The sequence below is a fragment of the Ehrlichia minasensis genome, assembly GCF_004181775.1.
GTDB classification, from domain to species: Bacteria; Pseudomonadota; Alphaproteobacteria; order Rickettsiales; family Anaplasmataceae; genus Ehrlichia; species Ehrlichia minasensis.
The window spans coordinates 25,788-46,023 of sequence record NZ_QOHL01000002.1 but is presented as its reverse complement, the minus strand read 5'-3'; the positions used below and the strand labels follow the sequence as shown (position 1 = coordinate 46,023).

General features: G+C 28.2%; 13 protein-coding genes. 1 reads left to right on the top strand and 12 read right to left on the bottom strand.

Annotation, left to right across the window (positions count from 1 at the left end; all coding sequences use genetic code 11):
• Positions 1 to 2 precede the first annotated feature (2 nt).
• The 8 genes from DRF75_RS00880 to DRF75_RS00845 all read right to left on the bottom strand — a co-directional run bounded on the left by DRF75_RS00880 (position 3) and on the right by DRF75_RS00845 (position 10,486).
• A complete protein-coding gene (locus DRF75_RS00880) occupies positions 3 to 1,184 on the bottom strand; it encodes an NADH-quinone oxidoreductase subunit D (protein WP_045171541.1) in 1,182 nt (393 codons plus the stop codon).
• A gap of 1,206 nt (positions 1,185 to 2,390) precedes the next feature.
• Positions 2,391 to 2,609: a DUF3023 domain-containing protein gene (locus DRF75_RS00875; protein ID WP_338067507.1), complete on the bottom strand. Its 219-nt coding sequence runs from the start codon at positions 2,607 to 2,609 to the stop codon at positions 2,391 to 2,393.
• 806 nt (positions 2,610 to 3,415) lie between these two features.
• Positions 3,416 to 4,234, bottom strand: coding sequence for a DUF3023 domain-containing protein (locus DRF75_RS00870; protein ID WP_045171539.1), 819 nt, complete (start codon positions 4,232 to 4,234; stop codon positions 3,416 to 3,418).
• A gap of 410 nt (positions 4,235 to 4,644) precedes the next feature.
• Entirely contained in the window at positions 4,645 to 5,748 is a 1,104-nt protein-coding gene (gene nuoH, locus DRF75_RS00865) for an NADH-quinone oxidoreductase subunit NuoH (protein ID WP_045171538.1), read from the bottom strand.
• Between the two features lie 6 nt (positions 5,749 to 5,754).
• Positions 5,755 to 7,806 carry an NADH-quinone oxidoreductase subunit NuoG gene (nuoG, locus tag DRF75_RS00860; RefSeq protein WP_129992499.1) on the bottom strand — a complete coding sequence of 684 codons (2,052 nt, stop codon included), beginning with the start codon at positions 7,804 to 7,806 and terminating at the stop codon, positions 5,755 to 5,757.
• A gap of 9 nt (positions 7,807 to 7,815) precedes the next feature.
• Positions 7,816 to 8,034 carry a hypothetical protein gene (locus DRF75_RS00855; RefSeq protein WP_045171536.1) on the bottom strand — a complete coding sequence of 73 codons (219 nt, stop codon included), beginning with the start codon at positions 8,032 to 8,034 and terminating at the stop codon, positions 7,816 to 7,818.
• Positions 8,035 to 8,844: 810 nt separating this feature from the next.
• Positions 8,845 to 9,582, bottom strand: a complete 738-nt coding sequence (gene truA, locus DRF75_RS00850) for a tRNA pseudouridine(38-40) synthase TruA (protein ID WP_045171535.1) — start codon at positions 9,580 to 9,582, stop codon at positions 8,845 to 8,847.
• Positions 9,572 to 10,486 (bottom strand): aspartate carbamoyltransferase catalytic subunit, encoded by a 915-nt coding sequence (locus DRF75_RS00845; protein ID WP_045171534.1) that lies wholly within the window; start codon positions 10,484 to 10,486, stop codon positions 9,572 to 9,574. The genes truA and DRF75_RS00845 overlap by 11 nt, the downstream gene beginning before the upstream one ends.
• Positions 10,487 to 10,859: 373 nt before the next feature.
• On the opposite strand from DRF75_RS00845, the gene gyrB reads away from it, so the two are divergent.
• Complete coding sequence (gyrB, locus tag DRF75_RS00840; RefSeq protein ID WP_045171533.1) at positions 10,860 to 13,256, top strand: DNA topoisomerase (ATP-hydrolyzing) subunit B; 2,397 nt, start codon at positions 10,860 to 10,862, stop codon at positions 13,254 to 13,256.
• A gap of 902 nt (positions 13,257 to 14,158) precedes the next feature.
• On the opposite strand, the gene DRF75_RS00835 is transcribed toward gyrB, so the two are convergent.
• From DRF75_RS00835 to DRF75_RS00820, 4 genes are all read right to left on the bottom strand, one after another.
• On the bottom strand, positions 14,159 to 14,737 hold the full coding sequence (locus DRF75_RS00835) for a hypothetical protein (RefSeq protein ID WP_129992498.1): 579 nt from the start codon (positions 14,735 to 14,737) through the stop codon (positions 14,159 to 14,161).
• Between the two features lie 2,182 nt (positions 14,738 to 16,919).
• Positions 16,920 to 17,324 carry an outer membrane protein assembly factor BamE gene (locus DRF75_RS00830; protein WP_129992497.1) on the bottom strand — a complete coding sequence of 135 codons (405 nt, stop codon included), beginning with the start codon at positions 17,322 to 17,324 and terminating at the stop codon, positions 16,920 to 16,922.
• Between the two features lie 147 nt (positions 17,325 to 17,471).
• Positions 17,472 to 19,007 carry a lysine--tRNA ligase gene (locus DRF75_RS00825; RefSeq protein ID WP_045171531.1) on the bottom strand — a complete coding sequence of 512 codons (1,536 nt, stop codon included), beginning with the start codon at positions 19,005 to 19,007 and terminating at the stop codon, positions 17,472 to 17,474.
• Positions 19,008 to 19,329: 322 nt separating this feature from the next.
• The gene (locus DRF75_RS00820) at positions 19,330 to 20,055 is read right to left on the bottom strand and encodes an alpha/beta hydrolase (RefSeq protein WP_045171530.1); all 726 of its coding nucleotides are present in this window, start codon (positions 20,053 to 20,055) and stop codon (positions 19,330 to 19,332) included.
• Between the last annotated feature and the right edge of the window lie 181 nt (positions 20,056 to 20,236).

The following is a 20,236-nucleotide window of genomic DNA, read 5'->3' as shown; positions in this document are numbered from 1 at the left end:
TTTTACCTATCTATTTCTCCAAACACTATATCTAAAGACCCAATTATAGCTGTTAAATCAGCCAACATATGACCTTTTGCTATAATATCTATTGCTTGCAAATGAGCAAATCCAGGAGCTCTAATTCTACACCGATATGGTTTATTTGTTCCATCAGATACTATATATACACCAAATTCACCTTTTGGAGCTTCAACAGCCATATATGTTTCACCTACTGGTACACTATAACCTTCTGAATACAATTTAAAATGATGTATCAACGCCTCCATAGATTCTTTCATCTCTGATCTTTTTGGTGGAGCAATTTTTCTATCATCTGTTTTCACAGGACCATCTGGTAAACGATTCAAGCATTGTTCAAGTAGTTTTATTGATTGTCTAATCTCTGCCATTCTTACAAGATAACGATCATAGCAATCCCCATTTTCTCCAATAGGAATCTCAAATTCTAAATCTTCATATATTTCATAAGGTTGACTTTTACGTATGTCCCAAGGAATACCACATGCCCTTAACATCGGACCAGAAAATCCCCAATCTAGAGCCTGTTTTTTCGATACAACACCAATATCAACATTACGTTGTTTCCAAATTCTATTTTCGGTTAATAGATCATCTATATCATCCATAAATCTAGAGAACGTACTAACAAATTTAAATATATCATCAATCAAATCGCTCGGTACATCAGCTGCCACACCACCCGGGCGAATATAAGCAGAATGAAATCTTGCACCTGATGCTCTTTCATAAAAACCTAAAATTTTTTCCCTTTCTTCAAACATCCACAACAATGGAGTCATAGCACCTATATCAAGTGCTTGACTTGATATATTTAACAGATGATTTAATATCCTAGTCAACTCACAAAAAATAACACGCAAATATTTTGCTCTAATTGGTATTTCACACTTTAATAATTTTTCTACGCATAAAGAATAGGCATGTTCTTGGGCCATGGGAGATACATAATCAAGACGATCAAAATATGGTAAAGCTTGTAAATACGTTTTATATTCTATTAATTTTTCAGTTCCTCTATGTAATAACCCAATATGTGGATCTATTCTTTCTATAACTTCTCCACCCATTTCTAAAACTAAACGCATCACACCATGAGCTGCAGGATGCTGAGGACCAAAATTTAAAGTCATTGGCGTGATTTTGACTTGATCAGACATCTAATAAATTACCAAGTAATTAACCATAAATTATGTAAGCACATACATCATCATGTCAAGAATAAGCTTTCAGCATGGTATTATAAATAAAACAAAAATTGTTATTTTTTTATAAATACATCACACTAAAACCAATACAGAACTTAAAGAAAATACTAATTTTTGTATTTACGGTATTATTTTACAGAATACTCATTACAAATTAAGGAATAAAGAAATAAACCATATCTGACTAAATCTCTTAAATAACTTATTGAACTATATCTCCGGTAGAGCTTTGCTCTACTAAACTTGATATTACTAGTAACTTACTGTATAAAATTAAGAATCTGCAATTTTCATCTAAAAATATGATATTCTACACCCAATACCCATCATATTGATTAATGAATTAGTAATTTCTAGATTTACTTCAAGAAAATATATAACTGTTGTATAATATTAATTACATTAGATGATATTTTCGTGTTTTCGAATTTCTTTAGATATCTATATTTTATAACTTAATTGAAATTTTCTCTAGAAGGTGGTTTTAGTAAATAATGAAACTTAGTTTTAATATATAAAATCTCATCTAAAAATAAAAGATCATACTCATATTAAAATATAAAATGAACTCCTATTAATACACCACTAAAGTGCTAGTTTTTACAATCCAGAACATAAAAACACCATATTTACAGATAAATAATAGAACATTTTAAGAAAATCAGCTAAAAATTCTCTCATATATCATTTAGAAAAATCAATGTTATATCATATATATTCAGCTAGTTACTAAACTAACTTAATCTAAAATGACATATTACTAAGTAAAATTTAATCTAACAAATATTACATATATATATATTTAAGATTAAGTCTTTAAATATTAACATCGTCTCTTACATGTAATATTACATTTTCTAACGCAATATTTATAAGATAATAAATATTAAAGTAAATAACAATTGTACAGAAGTCATAAAACCAAAAATATAATAAAATATTTCTACATTTTTATACAAAATTGACAGTATACATATATACTATTTCTCAATACCTTACTTAATATTCAACACTGCAAACTTTTACAACTTATCATAACTGCCTTTACCATTGGATAATGATTTAGAATGTATTTTTCCAATTCTTAATTCAGTAAACACACTACTAAGACTAGCAGCTTCTGCACTTTGCACATCTCCCCTTTATAATATGTAAATTTTACTTCAACTCCTGCAATATTTTGCAAAGCATAACACACATCAAAAGTTTTATTTTTATTACATCTAGTATATAAATCAATTGGATTGTCCCATATTGAGCAATATCACTAACTGAAAAAGTCAAATCATCTCTCTTACATAACAATTCTTCATATACATCATTTACAAAATCATTTAATTTACTTTCTTCTACCAAAATACATATGCATGCATATATAAGAATCTTTAACCATCAGATTTTACTGCGTTGCGTATTTGCTATAATGCTTTACAATATGTTTTTGGTAATAAAGCCTTGAGTAAAACATAGTATTTCCAATTGGATCATGTGCGTTCCTACATTTTTTTTAATTATCAAATATATCGTAATTCACCACTTTCCTTAGTATGCTCTATACAACACAACATCTATGACACATTATACCTTCAGTATTTGATATACTGGTTATATCTAAACATACTTAAATTCACAAATCTCTGTTCTTCTAGATTTTTGCCTAACATTCCTAACATTACACACACTTTTCTCTAACAAAAACTATATTCTATTTATACACATAATAAATAATTTTATGTTAGTATTATGCATTATTCTCGTAAACACTTATCAATTCTCTATACTAAAATATCAATAACATACTTTAATATATTACGTAAAATTATCAAAATTGAATTTATATTATCATTTAACTAAAAGAATAATAAACTTAATTATTGAGTCTTCACATATATAAACATGACATTAGCTAACAAAGGACTACCAACCAGAAAATTCAATTGATACCATACACATTACAATAAGCATATAATCAAAAGCATAATTTAATAAGTAATTCCTTATTTTCTTTCACATAATCACTACCTTCACTAATCTTAATTCATAAAGGAAAAGTTATAAAAAAACATGAAAACTATACATATAGTTACACAAAATTGTTATTTTAATTTTTAAAACTTTTTACAACTTGAATGATGCTTCAGATGCAAACTCAACAAAGTACTACTCAACCTAATCCAATAGATTTACTTCTTTGTTACCTTCGGTGTACCCCCCCCCCCTACACCAGAAGTTGATACTATATCCATACCTCCTGATGCAATATCAGATTTATCCTGTTCACTATCTGTATCTCCTCCACTAATCAGCTGTTTTTTATCACTTCCTTCAGCTTTAGTACTACTTTTCCCTTTCCCTTTTCTCAGATCTATCTTAGTTACTCCATGACTGCTAGTACTTGATCCATGAGCTCCACCAGTACCAGAAGGTTGACGTTTTGAAGCGAAAAAACCTTTTATTTTTTCAAGATATCCTACATCACCACCAGACTTTACCTTACTTCTATCTGCAACAAATTCTGCATCTAACCCAACAATATCAAAAGCTTCTCTAAGACTTTCACAATATTGAACATCTGATAACATAGATAAACACACATCACCATAAGTTCTAACACCACAAACCTTTATTCTGTGCGTTAATGGCTGTAAGAACACTGAATATACTTCTCTACAAAATTTATTCACTTTATTTTCACTTATAACAATATAACATTTAACATATTTCTCTCCTGAAACATGCTGTGTTGCTGCTTTTACTAAATCATGCTCACAAACAGTACTTGGCAATACAAATTCACAACAAACAATACTTTTACCTTGTACAGGAATTTCATTATTTAAACATTGTGATTCATCTACACAAACTACTAACTTACCACTTGAAGAATTACCTACACAATAACACTTATTACATAATAAACCTTTAATTTCTGATATTTGACTTAATTCTTCACATAATTGCTCATTAATAAATTGCTTACTTTCCTTATCATAGCCTAACATACATCACTCACTTCCACATTATTGAAACTAAGATATCCTTTATTGCTAAAGAAACTAATTTTTATTACAGATACATTAAAAACAGATATCTTTTAAAAACACGCCCAGACTGTAAAACTAATTTGTAATTCTACAGCAACTTATACAGTTACATTAATTTACTAACCTGCATAAATACAAGTTATGGTTCAATAATATCACATATTAGAACAATACACAACCGAAACATATAGTAAAAAACACTATTAAACACACAAATAACGTTCAATAAAATATAATTAGAAGATAAAATTGTAAAAGTACAAGAAATTACATTATTGACTAATACATATATTTTAAGTGCATAAAAGAGTAACTAACTCCTATATTAACAACCATGTATATTATTAATATTTAAATACTTATAAAACTTATTTATCAAGATTATGTACAATACTATATGCATTTTTAGGTAATGAATCCGTATACAACAAAACACCAGAAACTAACACTACCCACAATAAAGATATAGGTAGAAAAACTTTCCAACCTAACCCCATTAATTGATCATAACGATACCTAGGAATAGTTGCACGAATCCATATAAAGCAAAACAACATTGCTATTATTTTTAATACAAACCAAATAATTCCAGGAATAACATATAGAAAGTTAATGTTTAAAGGTGGATACCACCCACCAAAGAAAAATATTACTGCCATTGCATTAATCAATATCATATTTGCATATTCTCCTAAAAAAAATAATGCAAACGGCATAGATGAGTACTCAACATTATATCCGGACACTAATTCTGATTCTGCTTCTGGTAAATCAAAAGGATGCCTATTTGTCTCAGCAAGTGATGAAATAAAAAAAATACATGCCATTGGTAACAGTAACAAATCTATCCAGTAAGGCATATTATGCCGTGCTACTACTATCTCACCTAATTTCAATGAACCAGTTGCTAATAATACCGTTACTATAGTTAAGCCTATAGATACTTCATATGATATCATCTGAGATGCAGATCTAATTGCACCTAAAAAAGCATAGTTAGAGTTACTTGACCACCCAGCTATTATAATTCCATAAACCCCAAGAGAAGAAATAGCTAAAATATACAACACACCAATGTTGATATTAGCAATCACATGAGGCACTATTACTTCATGACCATTATTTACTATTACATCAGCACCAAATGGAATAACAGCCCAACCTAATAAAGCTAAAGTAAAAGTAATTATTGGAGCAATCAAAAAACATATCTTATTTGATTTAAAAGGAATAATATGTTCTTTAATAATGAGTTTTACAGCATCAGCAAAGGGCTGTAATAAGCCAAATGGACCAACAATATTAGGACCTTGTCTTAATTGTATTGCACCTATCACTTTACGTTCCATATATACTAAATAAGCAACAGAAACCATAACCGAAAATATTACTGCGATTATCTTTATTAATAATACAGCACCACTACTTATACAACTTATAAAATCCGCAAAAATACTATAATAATAACTCATATTTACCTAATTTTGATCTGCAAAAGCTTTTACACAATTTGCCATTACAATAGATGCGCGGCTAATTGGATTTGTCATATAAAAATTAAAATCTTTATTAATAAATACACTATCTTTTTTTAAAACAATATTTCCATCAACTGGAATCCATGCATTATAGACTAAACCTCCAATATTTTCTTCACGAAATTGCTTACCTAATGTTGATAATTTATCTCTAACTTGATATAAATTATCATATTGCATATTTACTTTTAAGTATTCTGATAATTCTTTAATAATTAACCAATCTTCCTTTGCTAAACCAGGAGGGGAAACAGCTATATTTGTTCTTTGAGCCCTACCTTCAGTATTAACATAAGTTGCATTTTTCTCCGTATAAGCAGCACCAGGCAATATTACATCTGCAATTTGTGCTCCTCTATCACCATGATGTCCCTGATATATTATAAAAGAAGACTTAGAACGAGAAATTTCTAATTCATCTGCCCCTAATAAATAAAGAACCTCTATTTCACCAGAATTTACATCATCTACTATTTTAGAAATTATATTACCAGGAGAGTTAGGTACAAACCCAATATCTAAAGCACCAACTCTAGCAGCAGCTTTATGTAGAACATTGAATCCATTCCAATCATTTCTTAACATATTAAACTTTTCTGCAATTTTAGTTGATAAAGTAAATACAGCATTACCATTTTCACCAATTAAAGCATCTTGTCCTATTATTAGCATAGGATTCTTTGCACATTTTAATAATTCAGAAAAAGGTATTCTACCATGCAAAATATCATCTAGTACTAAACAACTATTACCTAAATTTTCCACACTATAGTTAAAGTTATTATATATCCCTAAACTTGCTACTGTAAACCCTCCATGCAAATACCTTTTACGTAATCTTGCATTAATTATAGGTGCTTCAAGCCTGATATTCGTATTAATTAATAAACACAAATCTGCATCTTCTATGTTAGATATACCAGTATTAAATAAATAAAAAGCCCTATTATGTGTAGGTACTACTGAACCATCTTGTCTACATTCTATATTAGAACTTCCCAATTTATGCATAAGTTCTTTTAATAATAGTACAGATTCACAATCTACTAAATCTCCAGCAATTGCTGCAATTTTATTTCCAGGAGTATTATTAATTTTTTTAGCAATGATATTAAATACTTCTTCCCAAGTTGCAGGCAACATTTGACCGTTTTTTCTTATATATGGTTTATCTAGCCTTTGCAACTTTAAACCATCATATGAAAAACGTGTTTTATCCGATATCCATTCTTCATTTATATCTTCATTTAACCTAGGTAATATTCGCATTACTTCCAAGCCACGCGTATCAACTCTAATATTACTACACACAGCATCCAACACATCTATAGTCTCACAATGACGTAATTCCCAAGACCTAGCTTTAAACGCATAAGGTTTAGAAGTCAATGCACCAACTGGACAAAGATCTATTATATTTCCAGATAATTCTGAAGTTATACATTTAGATATACATGTATCTATCTCCATATTTTCACCACGGCCCATCGTACCTAATTCATAACTACCAGCAACATCCGACAAAAATCTAACACATCTAGTACAATGTATACACCTTGTCATTGAACTTTCTATTAGAGGTCCAAAGTTCTTTTTTTTTACAGCTCGTTTTTTTTCCTTATATCTACTTTGTCCTCTACCATATAACATAGTCTGATCTTGTAAATCACATTCCCCTCCTTGGTCACAAATTGGACAATCTAAAGGATGATTTATCAATAAAAACTCCAGTACCCCTTCCCTTGCTTTTTTAATCTTATCTGTATTAGTTTTTACTATCATACCATCTGCAACAGGCATTGCACAAGAAGCTGCAGGTTTTGGTGGGCCACCAACAATTTCTACCAGACACATTCTACAATTACCTGCTATTGCAAGTCTTTCATGATAACAAAACCTTGGTACCTGCACACCAGCAATCTCACAAGCTTGCAGCACAGTCATCCCATCTTCGACTTCTATTTCTAAAGAATCTATAACTAGCTTAACCACACAATACCCTTACATACTAGCCCACTCTATAGGATTACCTGAACTATCTTGCACTAAATCACCATTATCATACTGACCAGCCATAAAAATTGTGCCTAATTCTCTATCAATATACTTAACTGGCTTTACTAACTTACCATTATACATTTTTTGAGCTACACCTTTGTTCCGTTGCGATGGATTATTTTTACTTGCTGTTTTTGCAACCTTAGCTCCTTTCTTAGCCATAATACCCCCATAGCCATAAAATCATGAAGTAATAGCACATTTTACCATTTAGGTTACCAACGTCAATAAATTATATAGATAAAAGATTTAATGATTTACTATTTTTACTTTAATTTATTACATTTTATATTTCTATAAATGCACATATTAAATACAGGTTTTTAATAATACATTCTGAAATGGTATGTAAAAATGAATTTATTATCTAGTCAGTATTATACAGAGTTTTATATAAATTTAACATTTAAATCAGACTATAAAAACATAACCTTTAGATTCTGAAAATCTAATAAATCTTATCTCCGATGATAAAATATATTTTAATAACAATTTTCTATTCATTAATACACATTTTCCTAACTAACATACCTATAAACTCTCAGTATACCATTACAAAACATTTCTTAATTCTGTTATACTACCAATTAAATATACTTTATTAAATTTTTAGAATATCATAATAACACATACAATAGCATAAAAATTTATTGACATTAATTTTACAACTCTCTAAATGCAAGCAATATCGCATTCTTCATTAATTATATCCATGATACTGTTATGTTTTGTTTATATTTCATCAGTACTATGAAATATATTATTAGCTTTAAATATTACTTTTAACTATTTGAATTTATGATGTATTAGATTAATTAATTACACATACTAGTAAAATAAAGTCCTAGAAAATAAAAGCACCTTACAGAACATTCTTAAAATTGATTTTAATTTCTAAAGCTGAAATAACACACTTTTACTAGTTGTATACTATTGAATAGCTTACTTAATTTCTTGATTATGTTAAAGCTCCTAATAGTCCACTTTTACAAAATATAAACCATAAGGCGGTGCTGTCATACCTGCATAAGATCTATTTTTTGCTGCCAAGATATTCCGTGTATATTCTGGTGGAAAGCTACTTTTTCCACATTCCACCAATGTACCTACAATAATACGTACTTGATTATGTAAAAATGATATCGCAGAAAAATATATGTCAATATATTGATCATTATGAATAATCTTTAAATCATCCATTGTCTTTACTGGGCTTTTAGATTGACAATGTCTTGCTCTAAAACTAGAAAAATCATGATTACCTTTTATATATTCTACAGCTTGCATCATCTTGTCTACATTTAATGGATTGCGTACAAGCCATGCACGATTATAGTCTATTGTTAGTGGTGAATAACGATTTATTATTTTGTATAAGTAGTGACGTTTTTTTGCTGAAAATCTTGCATGAAACTTATCATCTGCTTTTTCTACATTTAATACAGCAATAGCATGTGGTAGTAAATGATAATTTATTGCATTTCTTACTACATATGTATCAAAATCTGTTGTTAAATCAAAATGTGCTACCTGACCTAAAGCATGTACACCAGCATCAGTTCTTCCTGCAACGTATATAGTAACATTTTGTTGTGAAAACTTAAATATTGCTTCTTCAAGAATTTCTTGAATAGAATTTGATGAATGTTTTTGTTTTTGCCACCCAATAAAATTAGATCCATTGTATTCTATAGTAATTTTATATCTCATTACTGGCATCATGTTTATTATTGTATAATAAATAATGTAATATAGCTTTACGCACTGCAACACCCATTTTTACTTGCAGCAAAATCACAGACTTATCTGTTGCTACATTATTAGAAATTTCAGTTCCTTTATTTGTAGGGCCTGGATGCATAATTATTACATCTTTTTTTGCATAAGATAATTTCTCAGAATCCAGCATATATAGATGCGAATATTCCTCTTCTGAAGGAATAACACAACTAGCTATACGTTCTTTTTGTAATCTTAATAACATAATGACATCTGCATTACGTATTCCATCAATTAAGTGATGATATACATGTGACACACCAATCAAGTCACACAATAATGTTGGAGGAGCCACTAGAGAGATATTAGCTCCGTACCTAGATAATAATCTTATATTTGATCTTGCAACTCTACTGTGTAATATGTCTCCGCATATGGATATATTTAAATTATTAATACTTTTTTTTAGATAGCGTATAGTACAATAATCTATTAACGCCTGCGTTGGATGCTCATGATTTCCATCCCCAGCGTTTATTATACAACAATTTGGTACATACTGAGATATTGTTTTGACTAATTGACTATATTGTGACCTTATTATAATTAAATCAGGATCCATTGCATTTATATTTAAAATAGTGTCTATAATGCTTTCTCCTTTATTTATAGACGATGTATTAATGTTTAATGTCACAGAATGTGCGCCTAATGATTTTTCCGCAATCTCAAAAGAAGACAAAGTACGTGTTGAGCTTTCAAAAAACAAGTTTACGACAACTTTTCCACTTAGAATCCTATTATCCTGATTTCCATTAAAGTATTGCATTGTAATATTAAAAATGGCTTCTATGTCATCAGACGTTAGGTCACTTATCTCTAGTAATGTATTCATTATACTCCTATATTTATATAATATGTTTTCAAATTTATTAGATACAGATTCTACAGATTTATTATATAGTATTATATTAAATTTTTTTACAATCTGATATTTTAAGTAATTTATACACGGTATACATGGTAAAGAATGCTTCTATTAGTTAACAAATGTTGAATACGTTAAACTATATTTTTAATTAGTATTAAGTTTTACATGTTTTTGCAATTCGTATTTATTAATATATTACTTTTCTGATTAATACATGCTTCATACTCATCTTATTGATTTACAATAGTCTACTAAACTTGCAATAAAGACTTTTTTTACTTTATCTAAAATTTTCTGCAGCTATAATGTTGTTAACTTAATTAACTATAATATTGCTATGGACAATTACAATGCAAGTTCTATTACTGTCTTAAAAGGACTAGATGCAGTTAGAAAAAGACCAGGTATGTATATTGGTGATACTGATGATGGTTCCGGTTTACACCATATGGTATATGAAGTTATTGATAATTCTATAGACGAGGCACTTGCTGGTTTTTGCAATAAAATAGATATTGTAATTCAATGTGATGGATCTATTTCTGTTACAGATAATGGTAGAGGTATACCTGTAGATATGCATGAAGATGAAGGTATGTCAGCTGCTGAAGTAATAATGACACAGTTACATGCTGGAGGTAAATTTGATCACAGTAGTTATAAAGTTTCTGGTGGACTTCATGGTGTCGGTATATCAGTTGTAAATGCTCTTTCAACTTGGCTAGAGCTAACCATATGGCGCAATGGAAAAGAATATTTTATGCGCTTTGAAGATGGTGTTACAGTAAAACCTTTATCAGTAGTAGGTGAAAACACACATAAAAAAGGTACTAAAATTACTTTCTTGCCATCTAAGAACATCTTTTCATCTGTAAATTTTAATTATTCAACTTTAGAAAATCGTGTAAGAGAGCTATCTTTTCTTAATTCTAGCATTAATATCAATCTAAAAGATTTAAGGAGTACTCAAGTATTAAATTCATCATTCGGCTTTAGAGATAACTCTAAAATTAGTGATGCATCAGACAAAGGAACTTCTGGATTTGTAAAATATCTTGACCGTAATAAGACTGCTGTTACTAAAATTGTTCATATAGAAGGAATTGTACTCGAGCATGGAATAAGCTTAGAGTTATCAATGCATTGGAATGATTCTTATTATGAAAATATGTTATGCTTTACCAATAATATCAGACAGAGAGATGGAGGAACTCATCTTGCAGGATTTAGATCAGCCATGACACGCTGTATTAATAATTATGCAACAAATGAAGGTTTTTTAAAAAAAGCAAAGGTAAGTATTCTAGGAGAAGATGTAAGAGAAGGACTTACATGTGTATTATCAATAAAATTGCCTGATCCTAAATTTTCATCTCAAACTAAAGATAAATTAGTCAGTTCTGAGGCTAGAACAGTTGTGGAAAATATAGTATATGAAAAATTGACTAATATTTTTGAAACTAATCCTAAACTAGCTGCTAGTATCATAGAGAGAATAATCAGATCTGCCAAAGGAAGAGAAGCTGCACGCAAAGCAAGAGAGCTTATAAAGAGTAAAAACGGATTCGATTTTACCATTCTTCCAGGCAAATTAGCAGATTGCCAGGAGAAGTCACCAGAATTATCTGAGTTATTTATTGTAGAGGGTAATTCCGCTGGTGGATCTGCAAAACAAGGACGTGATAGACGTTCCCAAGCTGTATTATCATTAAAAGGAAAAATATTAAATGTAGAGCGTGCAAGTCTAGATCGTATACTATCATCAGCAGAAATTGCATCATTAATTACTGCAATAGGTAGTAATATTGGAACTGAGAATTTTGATATTGAAAAAATACGTTATCACAAAGTTATTATTATGACAGATGCAGATGTTGATGGATCACATATTAGGACTTTATTATTGACATTCTTTTTCCGTTATATGCGTGAAGTTATAGAAAGAGGATATCTATATATTGCACAACCTCCACTTTATAAAGTTACAAAACATAAGAAAGAATTTTACATAAAAAATGACGATATGTTGCATGATTATATAATTAGTAATGCAATAAAAGATTTAACTCTTACTGGTACTAATAGTTATTCAGGAGAAAATTTATCTCAAATTTTACACCAATGTATGAATATTAGCAAGATTACAAAGTCATACGACAGAATAATTCCTCAAAGTGTTTTAGAGTCATTGATTATTTTCTTTAAAAAGCATGGCTTTGATTCTGCTGATGTAATATCTGAACATCTAAATAAGGTTTTTTGTGAATATGAGTGGAGTGTTGAAATTCCTGAAAAGGATAAGATAAGCATTTTTAGACTATCACATGGGTTAGTTGATAAGTATTATATTGATAATGCTATGATGAACTCAGATGAAATAAGACAGGTTATCAATATTTGTGATGGAATTGATGAAATCTTTAACAGTATGCTTATTTTATCTACCAAAGACAACAATATTAAAATAAACTCACCTACTTCTTTGGTAGATAATATTATCGAATTCGGCAAAAAGGACATGACACTACAAAGATTTAAAGGTTTAGGTGAAATGAATTCAGATCAACTATGGGATACTACATTAAACCCTGAAACAAGAACTTTACTGAAGTTGAAGATATCTGATTGTGAAGCTGCCGATTCAATATTCTCAGTACTTATGGGTGATTTTGTAGAACCTAGACGTGATTTCATTAATAACAATGCTCTGAACGTGCAAAATATTGATGCATAATTGCATTACACTATTAAATATAACATTGAACTTATTAGATTAGCGACAATGTATTTTATAATATGAAACATAATGAGTATACATAAGAGATATACAATGAAATATAGAGTAAGTTAAAATAATACAAGGTTGACAAAATATAATTAACCTTAATCATATTATTGTAATGCCTCTACATACCGAAAAACTAATTTTTCTAATGCTCAAAAATTAACATAACATAAAGCATAAATCCAGGTAACTAAGCAATGTATTAGACGAATAATGCATACCTTTATACTAGCATGATATGCGCAAAATAAATTCAAAAACACACATTGTAATAAATCTATATTAAAATTATAGTAATTCAATAAGTTAATTTTAAAATTAATATTCTCTTAGATGACTTTATTTTATAGAAACCTACTCTACTATATATACTCATCAAATCACAAAAGCTACCAATTATAATCAGAGGTTATATAACAGATAAATTTAAAAAGTTAAAAGTAGTACCTATTTTTAAAATTGTTATAACAGAAATTCAAAAAACATAACGAAATAATAAGAATATAACTATGGAGCATATTACGTAATTTCATAGAGCAATTTATAAAACCACATATATAAATTCGCACAATCATGACGCTATAGTAACTTACTCACTGAATGCAATATCACATTAACAATCAAATATATTAAAAATTACTCTATTATAAAAAATGAAAATATATTAATTAACAAGATTACATCTACAAATTATGTAATACTATTACCTATGCATCAACAAGAATTACAAAGTTATATCTGGGTTACTTTATCTGAGACTTATCTTAAATTAGATTTTTCTCATTTTCAAATTATTAATAATTTAGCGTAAATAAACAATTAGAAATTAACTCAACTAATTCAGTCTTCTATTACTCTATCATAATATTGCCCATATCAGAACAACAACAATAATATTGTATTGCTGATAAGCAACCTGGATCAGACACATCATTAACATTATTATCAGAATCTACATGATCTGCAATATTAATTCTACTAGAAATACAATGTGATAATAAACTTAGACAACACAAAGCTAATACGCAATATACAGAAAATTTATATACATTAACATATTTGTCATCCACCATATTACACAGTTCATAAATAACACTTCCGAATGGAAGCATAACACCAGATACAAGCATCAAATAAAACAGTGTTTTTTGCACTTTATTTTGTTGCTTCTCAACTCCTTCATGACTTTTAGCTTGATGAAATACACAATATATCACAGATAACAATACTGCCATAATAATTGCAACAGGTCTATATGGAGTATTTAAATTACCTCGATAACAAATATCACAGATAGCAAGAATAACAGGAATAATTAAGCAAAAGATACACGCTAAGATGGAAGTACTATATAACAAACAATTTCTATATTGTAGAAATGTATTTCTTTCTTTGTGTAATGTACCATATCTTACTTTTCCATCATGCATGTATTCACCTAAAGGTAGCACATGTATGTATAATACTCTACCTTAACTAAATTGTCAATTTCACATACTTTTAATCAAAGTGTTATTGTTTTTATTAATTCAATAACAGACTTCAACTTCACAATCAAAAATTTACTAAATTAACACCACAACTCTGATAATCATTATTATCTAATATGTACTATATAATATCTATTTTCTTAAAACAATTTCACATGCCAAAAATATATACAATAACTAGTTTTTATATTATAAAATAAAAGAATAGCAGGTATGCCAATAAATAACATTTCTTATAACTCTTTTCATCATGCTAATCTTTAATCTCTTTTCATTTAAAGATGAATACTTCTGCTAAAGATAAAAATGTATAACACTAATATCATCAATAAACTTATTACATAACTTGATAATTTACTTTATAATATAACATGCAACTTAAGTATAATTAAAGCTGTAATAAATTAAAATTTATAAAACTAAAGAATTAATTCAAAAATATTACCAATATACTACTATTATAATACTCTTAATATTACTTTCACATACTAATGAAATTTATCTATTATAAAATATTTTTTAACTTACTATAAAGTTGGAAGTAGCAGAACCAGCAATGAACAGATTACAATCAGCTATTAATCAATTGATTCAATAATTCACTCAAAATATATTTATATTTCAAGTAAACTTACACACAAATTAAGATGGAGATCAAGTAAAATACATCAACCCATCTTTAGTAATTTTTCTTTCTAATTGTCCTTCATGACAAAAGTATTACTATTATTATCTATAATGAATAAACACACTCAGCCCCTCTATAACTATCTCATGTTTACTATGAAACTCTTATACATGCATAAATACCTCCACTTTTTTCATATAGAACTTCTCATATTTGCTATTATCACCTATACAACCATCTATTTTCTTCTTCTTACTATATTCCATCTCTAACAAATGCTTCGGATATGTAACCTTTTATTCTTCATTAGATTCACAACAACAAGCAATTGCTAACGTGATATACAAAAATCACATAAAATATATAAAAACTCTATATTAAATACTTACATCTACATATTATTAGAAAATACACCATAAAATAATAACACAATTGTAATGCAATATTTATCAAGAACAACAAATACATTAATTCCTTTAGAATGTTCTTTTTAAAGAACAATACTCATTTCATATTTACTCTATAATATCATTCATTTACTCTTTTTAATTTCTTATTTTACTTTCCGATTACTTCTATTTCACTAAATACAAAAATATATATAAGTGCAATTTGACTATGTAAAATGTAATCAATTGTACAAAAATAATGCTAATAAATATACAACATCATCACTGTTACTGTTAATGTTGTACAAGTGCATTAATTTTACAAAAACTAGTTTAATTTGCATAATCCACACACAGCAAAAATTAATGTGAAACAACGCATAAAACAACTACTAACCACAATAAATAAATACTTTTCGGTGAATTATACTTATACTAACTTAATTATATAAATTACTTTCAACAACTTACAATTTTATTTTAACCATACTATTTAGTATTGTACTTATAAAACAACAACTTACACCTCAAATTTCTGCTTAATGTATTTCAAATAGTACTCATTTATATTAATTATTTAATTTAAAAAACTATAGATAAACTTTACCAGACATAACACTCCTTATTACTAATAATAATGCTTACACTTTATACACATCTAGTAATATACAAATGTAAAGCACGCCTTTCAAATAGCTAACTAATTTACATTTATACTATCCTTTGTCATTAAACACATCAATAAGCTTGGGTTATACCATACTTACACAAAATAGCAGCACTGTTATTTTTGCAGTTCTGATATGGTGTTATTTGAAGAGATGAAAATTACGCCATGTAAAATACGATTTACTAACCTATAAATCTTTTATAAATAGATATTAAACTAAAATTCAACAAAACAAACTAATTTTATTAACTCAATGTTTGAATCTTATATTAACTACACCTATTACATTATTGGTTATCCATGAGTCATTGTAATAAGATTAAAAATTCATAATTACTATTACTATCATGCTACTTATAGCATAACATTTATATAATATACCTAACTGATTTGATTTTCTAAATATCAATAAGAAAATTAATGCGCATTTCTTAACTAATTTAATTTACTGATAAGCTTACGAAGTAAACTATCATGTATACCAGTAACTGATGTATCATTTTTTTTCAACAATTTCGCTAAATTCCTCTTACTTACTTTAATATTTTTCACTTCTATTACTTCATTAGTTTGAGGATCAAAGATTAACTTTAAAACAATAGACTCATATTCTTTTGTTGAGAAAAAACGCTTTTTATAAATACTATAAGAAACATAATACCATACATTATCTTCAATAATGCAAGGATCACCTATAAGCTGTACAACCTGACTATTCAAATCTCCAACTTTTATACCCTCCCACAAATTAATTTCAGAAGTAGGATACCCATGATGAATTGTTGTAGTATAACAACCTGTCAATACAAATAAAGCTATAAAAATAACTCTAGCCAGCATAACATTTTCAAAAACAAATATGCTGTAAGCTACCACAATTTTATTAGTTGGTCAATTTTATAAATTATATATTTTTAAATATATATACATTTACACTACAAAATAATAACTATTCAATATAACAAACAATAAAACTATATATGCAATTTATCTTTTTAATGCTTGATTAATCAAATTAATAGTATTATTTATTCCATATAATTTTATAAAAGACCCTAACCTAGGACCATGACTCTGACCTAGCAAAATTTCATAAAAACTTTTAAAACAAGACCGTAAGTCATTAAAACAATATTTTTTCATTAAAGAAAATATATTACTCTGTATTTCATCAGACGTAATATCACTTGGAAAATCATTAAGCATATTCTTTAATTCATCTAGTATAATTTTTTCATCATGATCTGGAGTTTTATAAACTTTATGAGGCTTAACAAAATCATGATAATACTTAACTGAAAAATCCACCAATTGAGACAATAACCTATTATCCTGTAATGCATTATTATCTTGATAACTCTTTATAAATCCCCATAGCACATCACTATTTTCAGCATTGCAAGCTGATGCTAAATTTAACAATAAAGAAAAACTCAAACCAAAAATATCAATTATCGGCACACTTCCATGATGAATATGCCATACAGGATTATCATAACTAGGGTTTTTATGATAATCATCTACTAAATATAAATAGTCATCCATAGAACGTGGTATTACATCAAAATATAATTTTTTTGCTTTCTTAGGGTTTTGTAATATATATAACGCTAAACTTTCAGAAGGCGCATAAGATAACCAATCTTCTATTGATATACCATTCCCTTTTGACTTTGAAATTTTTCTACCTTCTTTATCCAAAAATAATTCATAACAAAATAAAATTGGAGGTGCACTACCTAAAATTTCACATATTTTACTAGACAACTCTGCAGATGGTTGCAAATCCTTACCATATGCTTCATACTTAACGTTAAGCGCTGACCACCTCATTCCCCAGTCTGGTTTCCATTGTAATTTACATTTTCCACCTGTAACCTGCGTTGTAACTATTTCACCATCTTCATCCTTATAAGAAATAGTACACAATTCAACATCAATATCAATAATAGGTACTTGCAATACCTTAGAAGTTTTAGGGCAAACTGGTAAAAATGGACTATAAGTTTTTTGTCTTTCACTACCTAATGTAGGTAGCATAACATCCATAACTTTATCATAATTTTTCAATAATAAAAGTAACTTTTCATCATACAAACCATTCCTATAACACTCTGTTGCACTTTTAAATTCATATTGAAAATTAAATAAATCAAGAAATTTACACAATAACATATTCATATGATGACCATAACTTTCACAAGTACAGAAAGGATCTGGTATCATAGTTAAAGGTTTACATAAATGTTCAGCTATCATGTCTTTATTTGGAATATTGTCTGGTATTTTCCGCAACCCATCCATATCATCTGACACAACTATTATCTTTGTGACAATGTTAGGACAGATTTTACGTAATGCATTCATTATTGCAGTAGTACGTAATACTTCTCCAAAAGTACCAATATGAGGAAGTCCTGAAGGACCATAACCAGTTTCAAAAATAATTTCTGTATTTTCACCAAACCTTTTTAATATTTTCTCTGCTTCTTGAAATGGCCAAAATTTGTATTGTTCCATCATAATATATAAAACTGATAGCTTATAAATCTTACAAATCTATAACACAAAACATGCAAATTAGCAAAATATATAGCAAGATTACATAAAATATAAAAAACAACACTAGAAAAAAGAATCTGTACCATACAGCATATAAAAGTAAATTAAGAAATTAATTTAATTTAAAGCATTATATTAAGTTGGAAAATAAACATCATTGAAAATCCCTATAGTAACTAACAAACAACCACTAACAATTTATAAAAACACTGATATAAATAACTATATAACTTTAAAAAAATCAACAAACTAAAAAGGATTTTCAATGATTTACAACAAATACTTAACTCACTGGATCATCATGCATAATAATACGACGCTGTTTTACTTTTTTATGAACAACTCCTTTTTTATTACTACCAGTAGATTCAGATAGACGAAACTTTATATAATTATCAACGATCTCATTAAACTTATCAAGATGATCACGAAAAAAATGATCTGCCTTTTCTATAACATAATACTGCATATACTCACTCTTAATAGAATTACTCAATCTCGTAGCAAGCTGAGATACTGCAGCTTCATCAGAAATACTATCTTGATCACCTTGAATTATCAAACCAGGAACAGGACAAGGTGATAAAAACGAAAAATCATATTTATTTGCAGGTGGAGACACTGCTATGAAACCCTCAACTTCTGGACGCCTCATCATTAATTGCATAGCAACCCATGCCCCAAAAGAAAAACCAGCAACCCAAAAAGGAGCTGAAGCTACATTATTATTTTGCAACCAGTCTGCTGCTGCTGCACCATCACTTAATTCACCTATACCTTTTTCAAAATTACCTGAAGATTTACCTACACCACGAAAATTAATTCTTAAAACAGAAAACCCATTATTTGCAAATATATTATATAAATTATATACAATTTTATTATCCATGTTCCCACCGTACTGAGGGTGAGGATGAAAAATTAAAGCAAGTGGAGCACCTAAAGTTTTATTATGATGATATTTTCCCTCAATTTTACCAACTGCACCATTAAAAAATATTTCTCTCATGAATTAACTTCCTTAAAATAAAAAAAATGAGTAAACTTTAACTTTTAAGTGTATAACATTAAGAATAAAAATTCAACTTTTAAAGTATTTCTATGATCATAGAATAAAGTCTAGATTACAATTTAATCTAATAAAATAACATTAATACAAATAATCAAAAGTCACTAAAACAACAATAGAT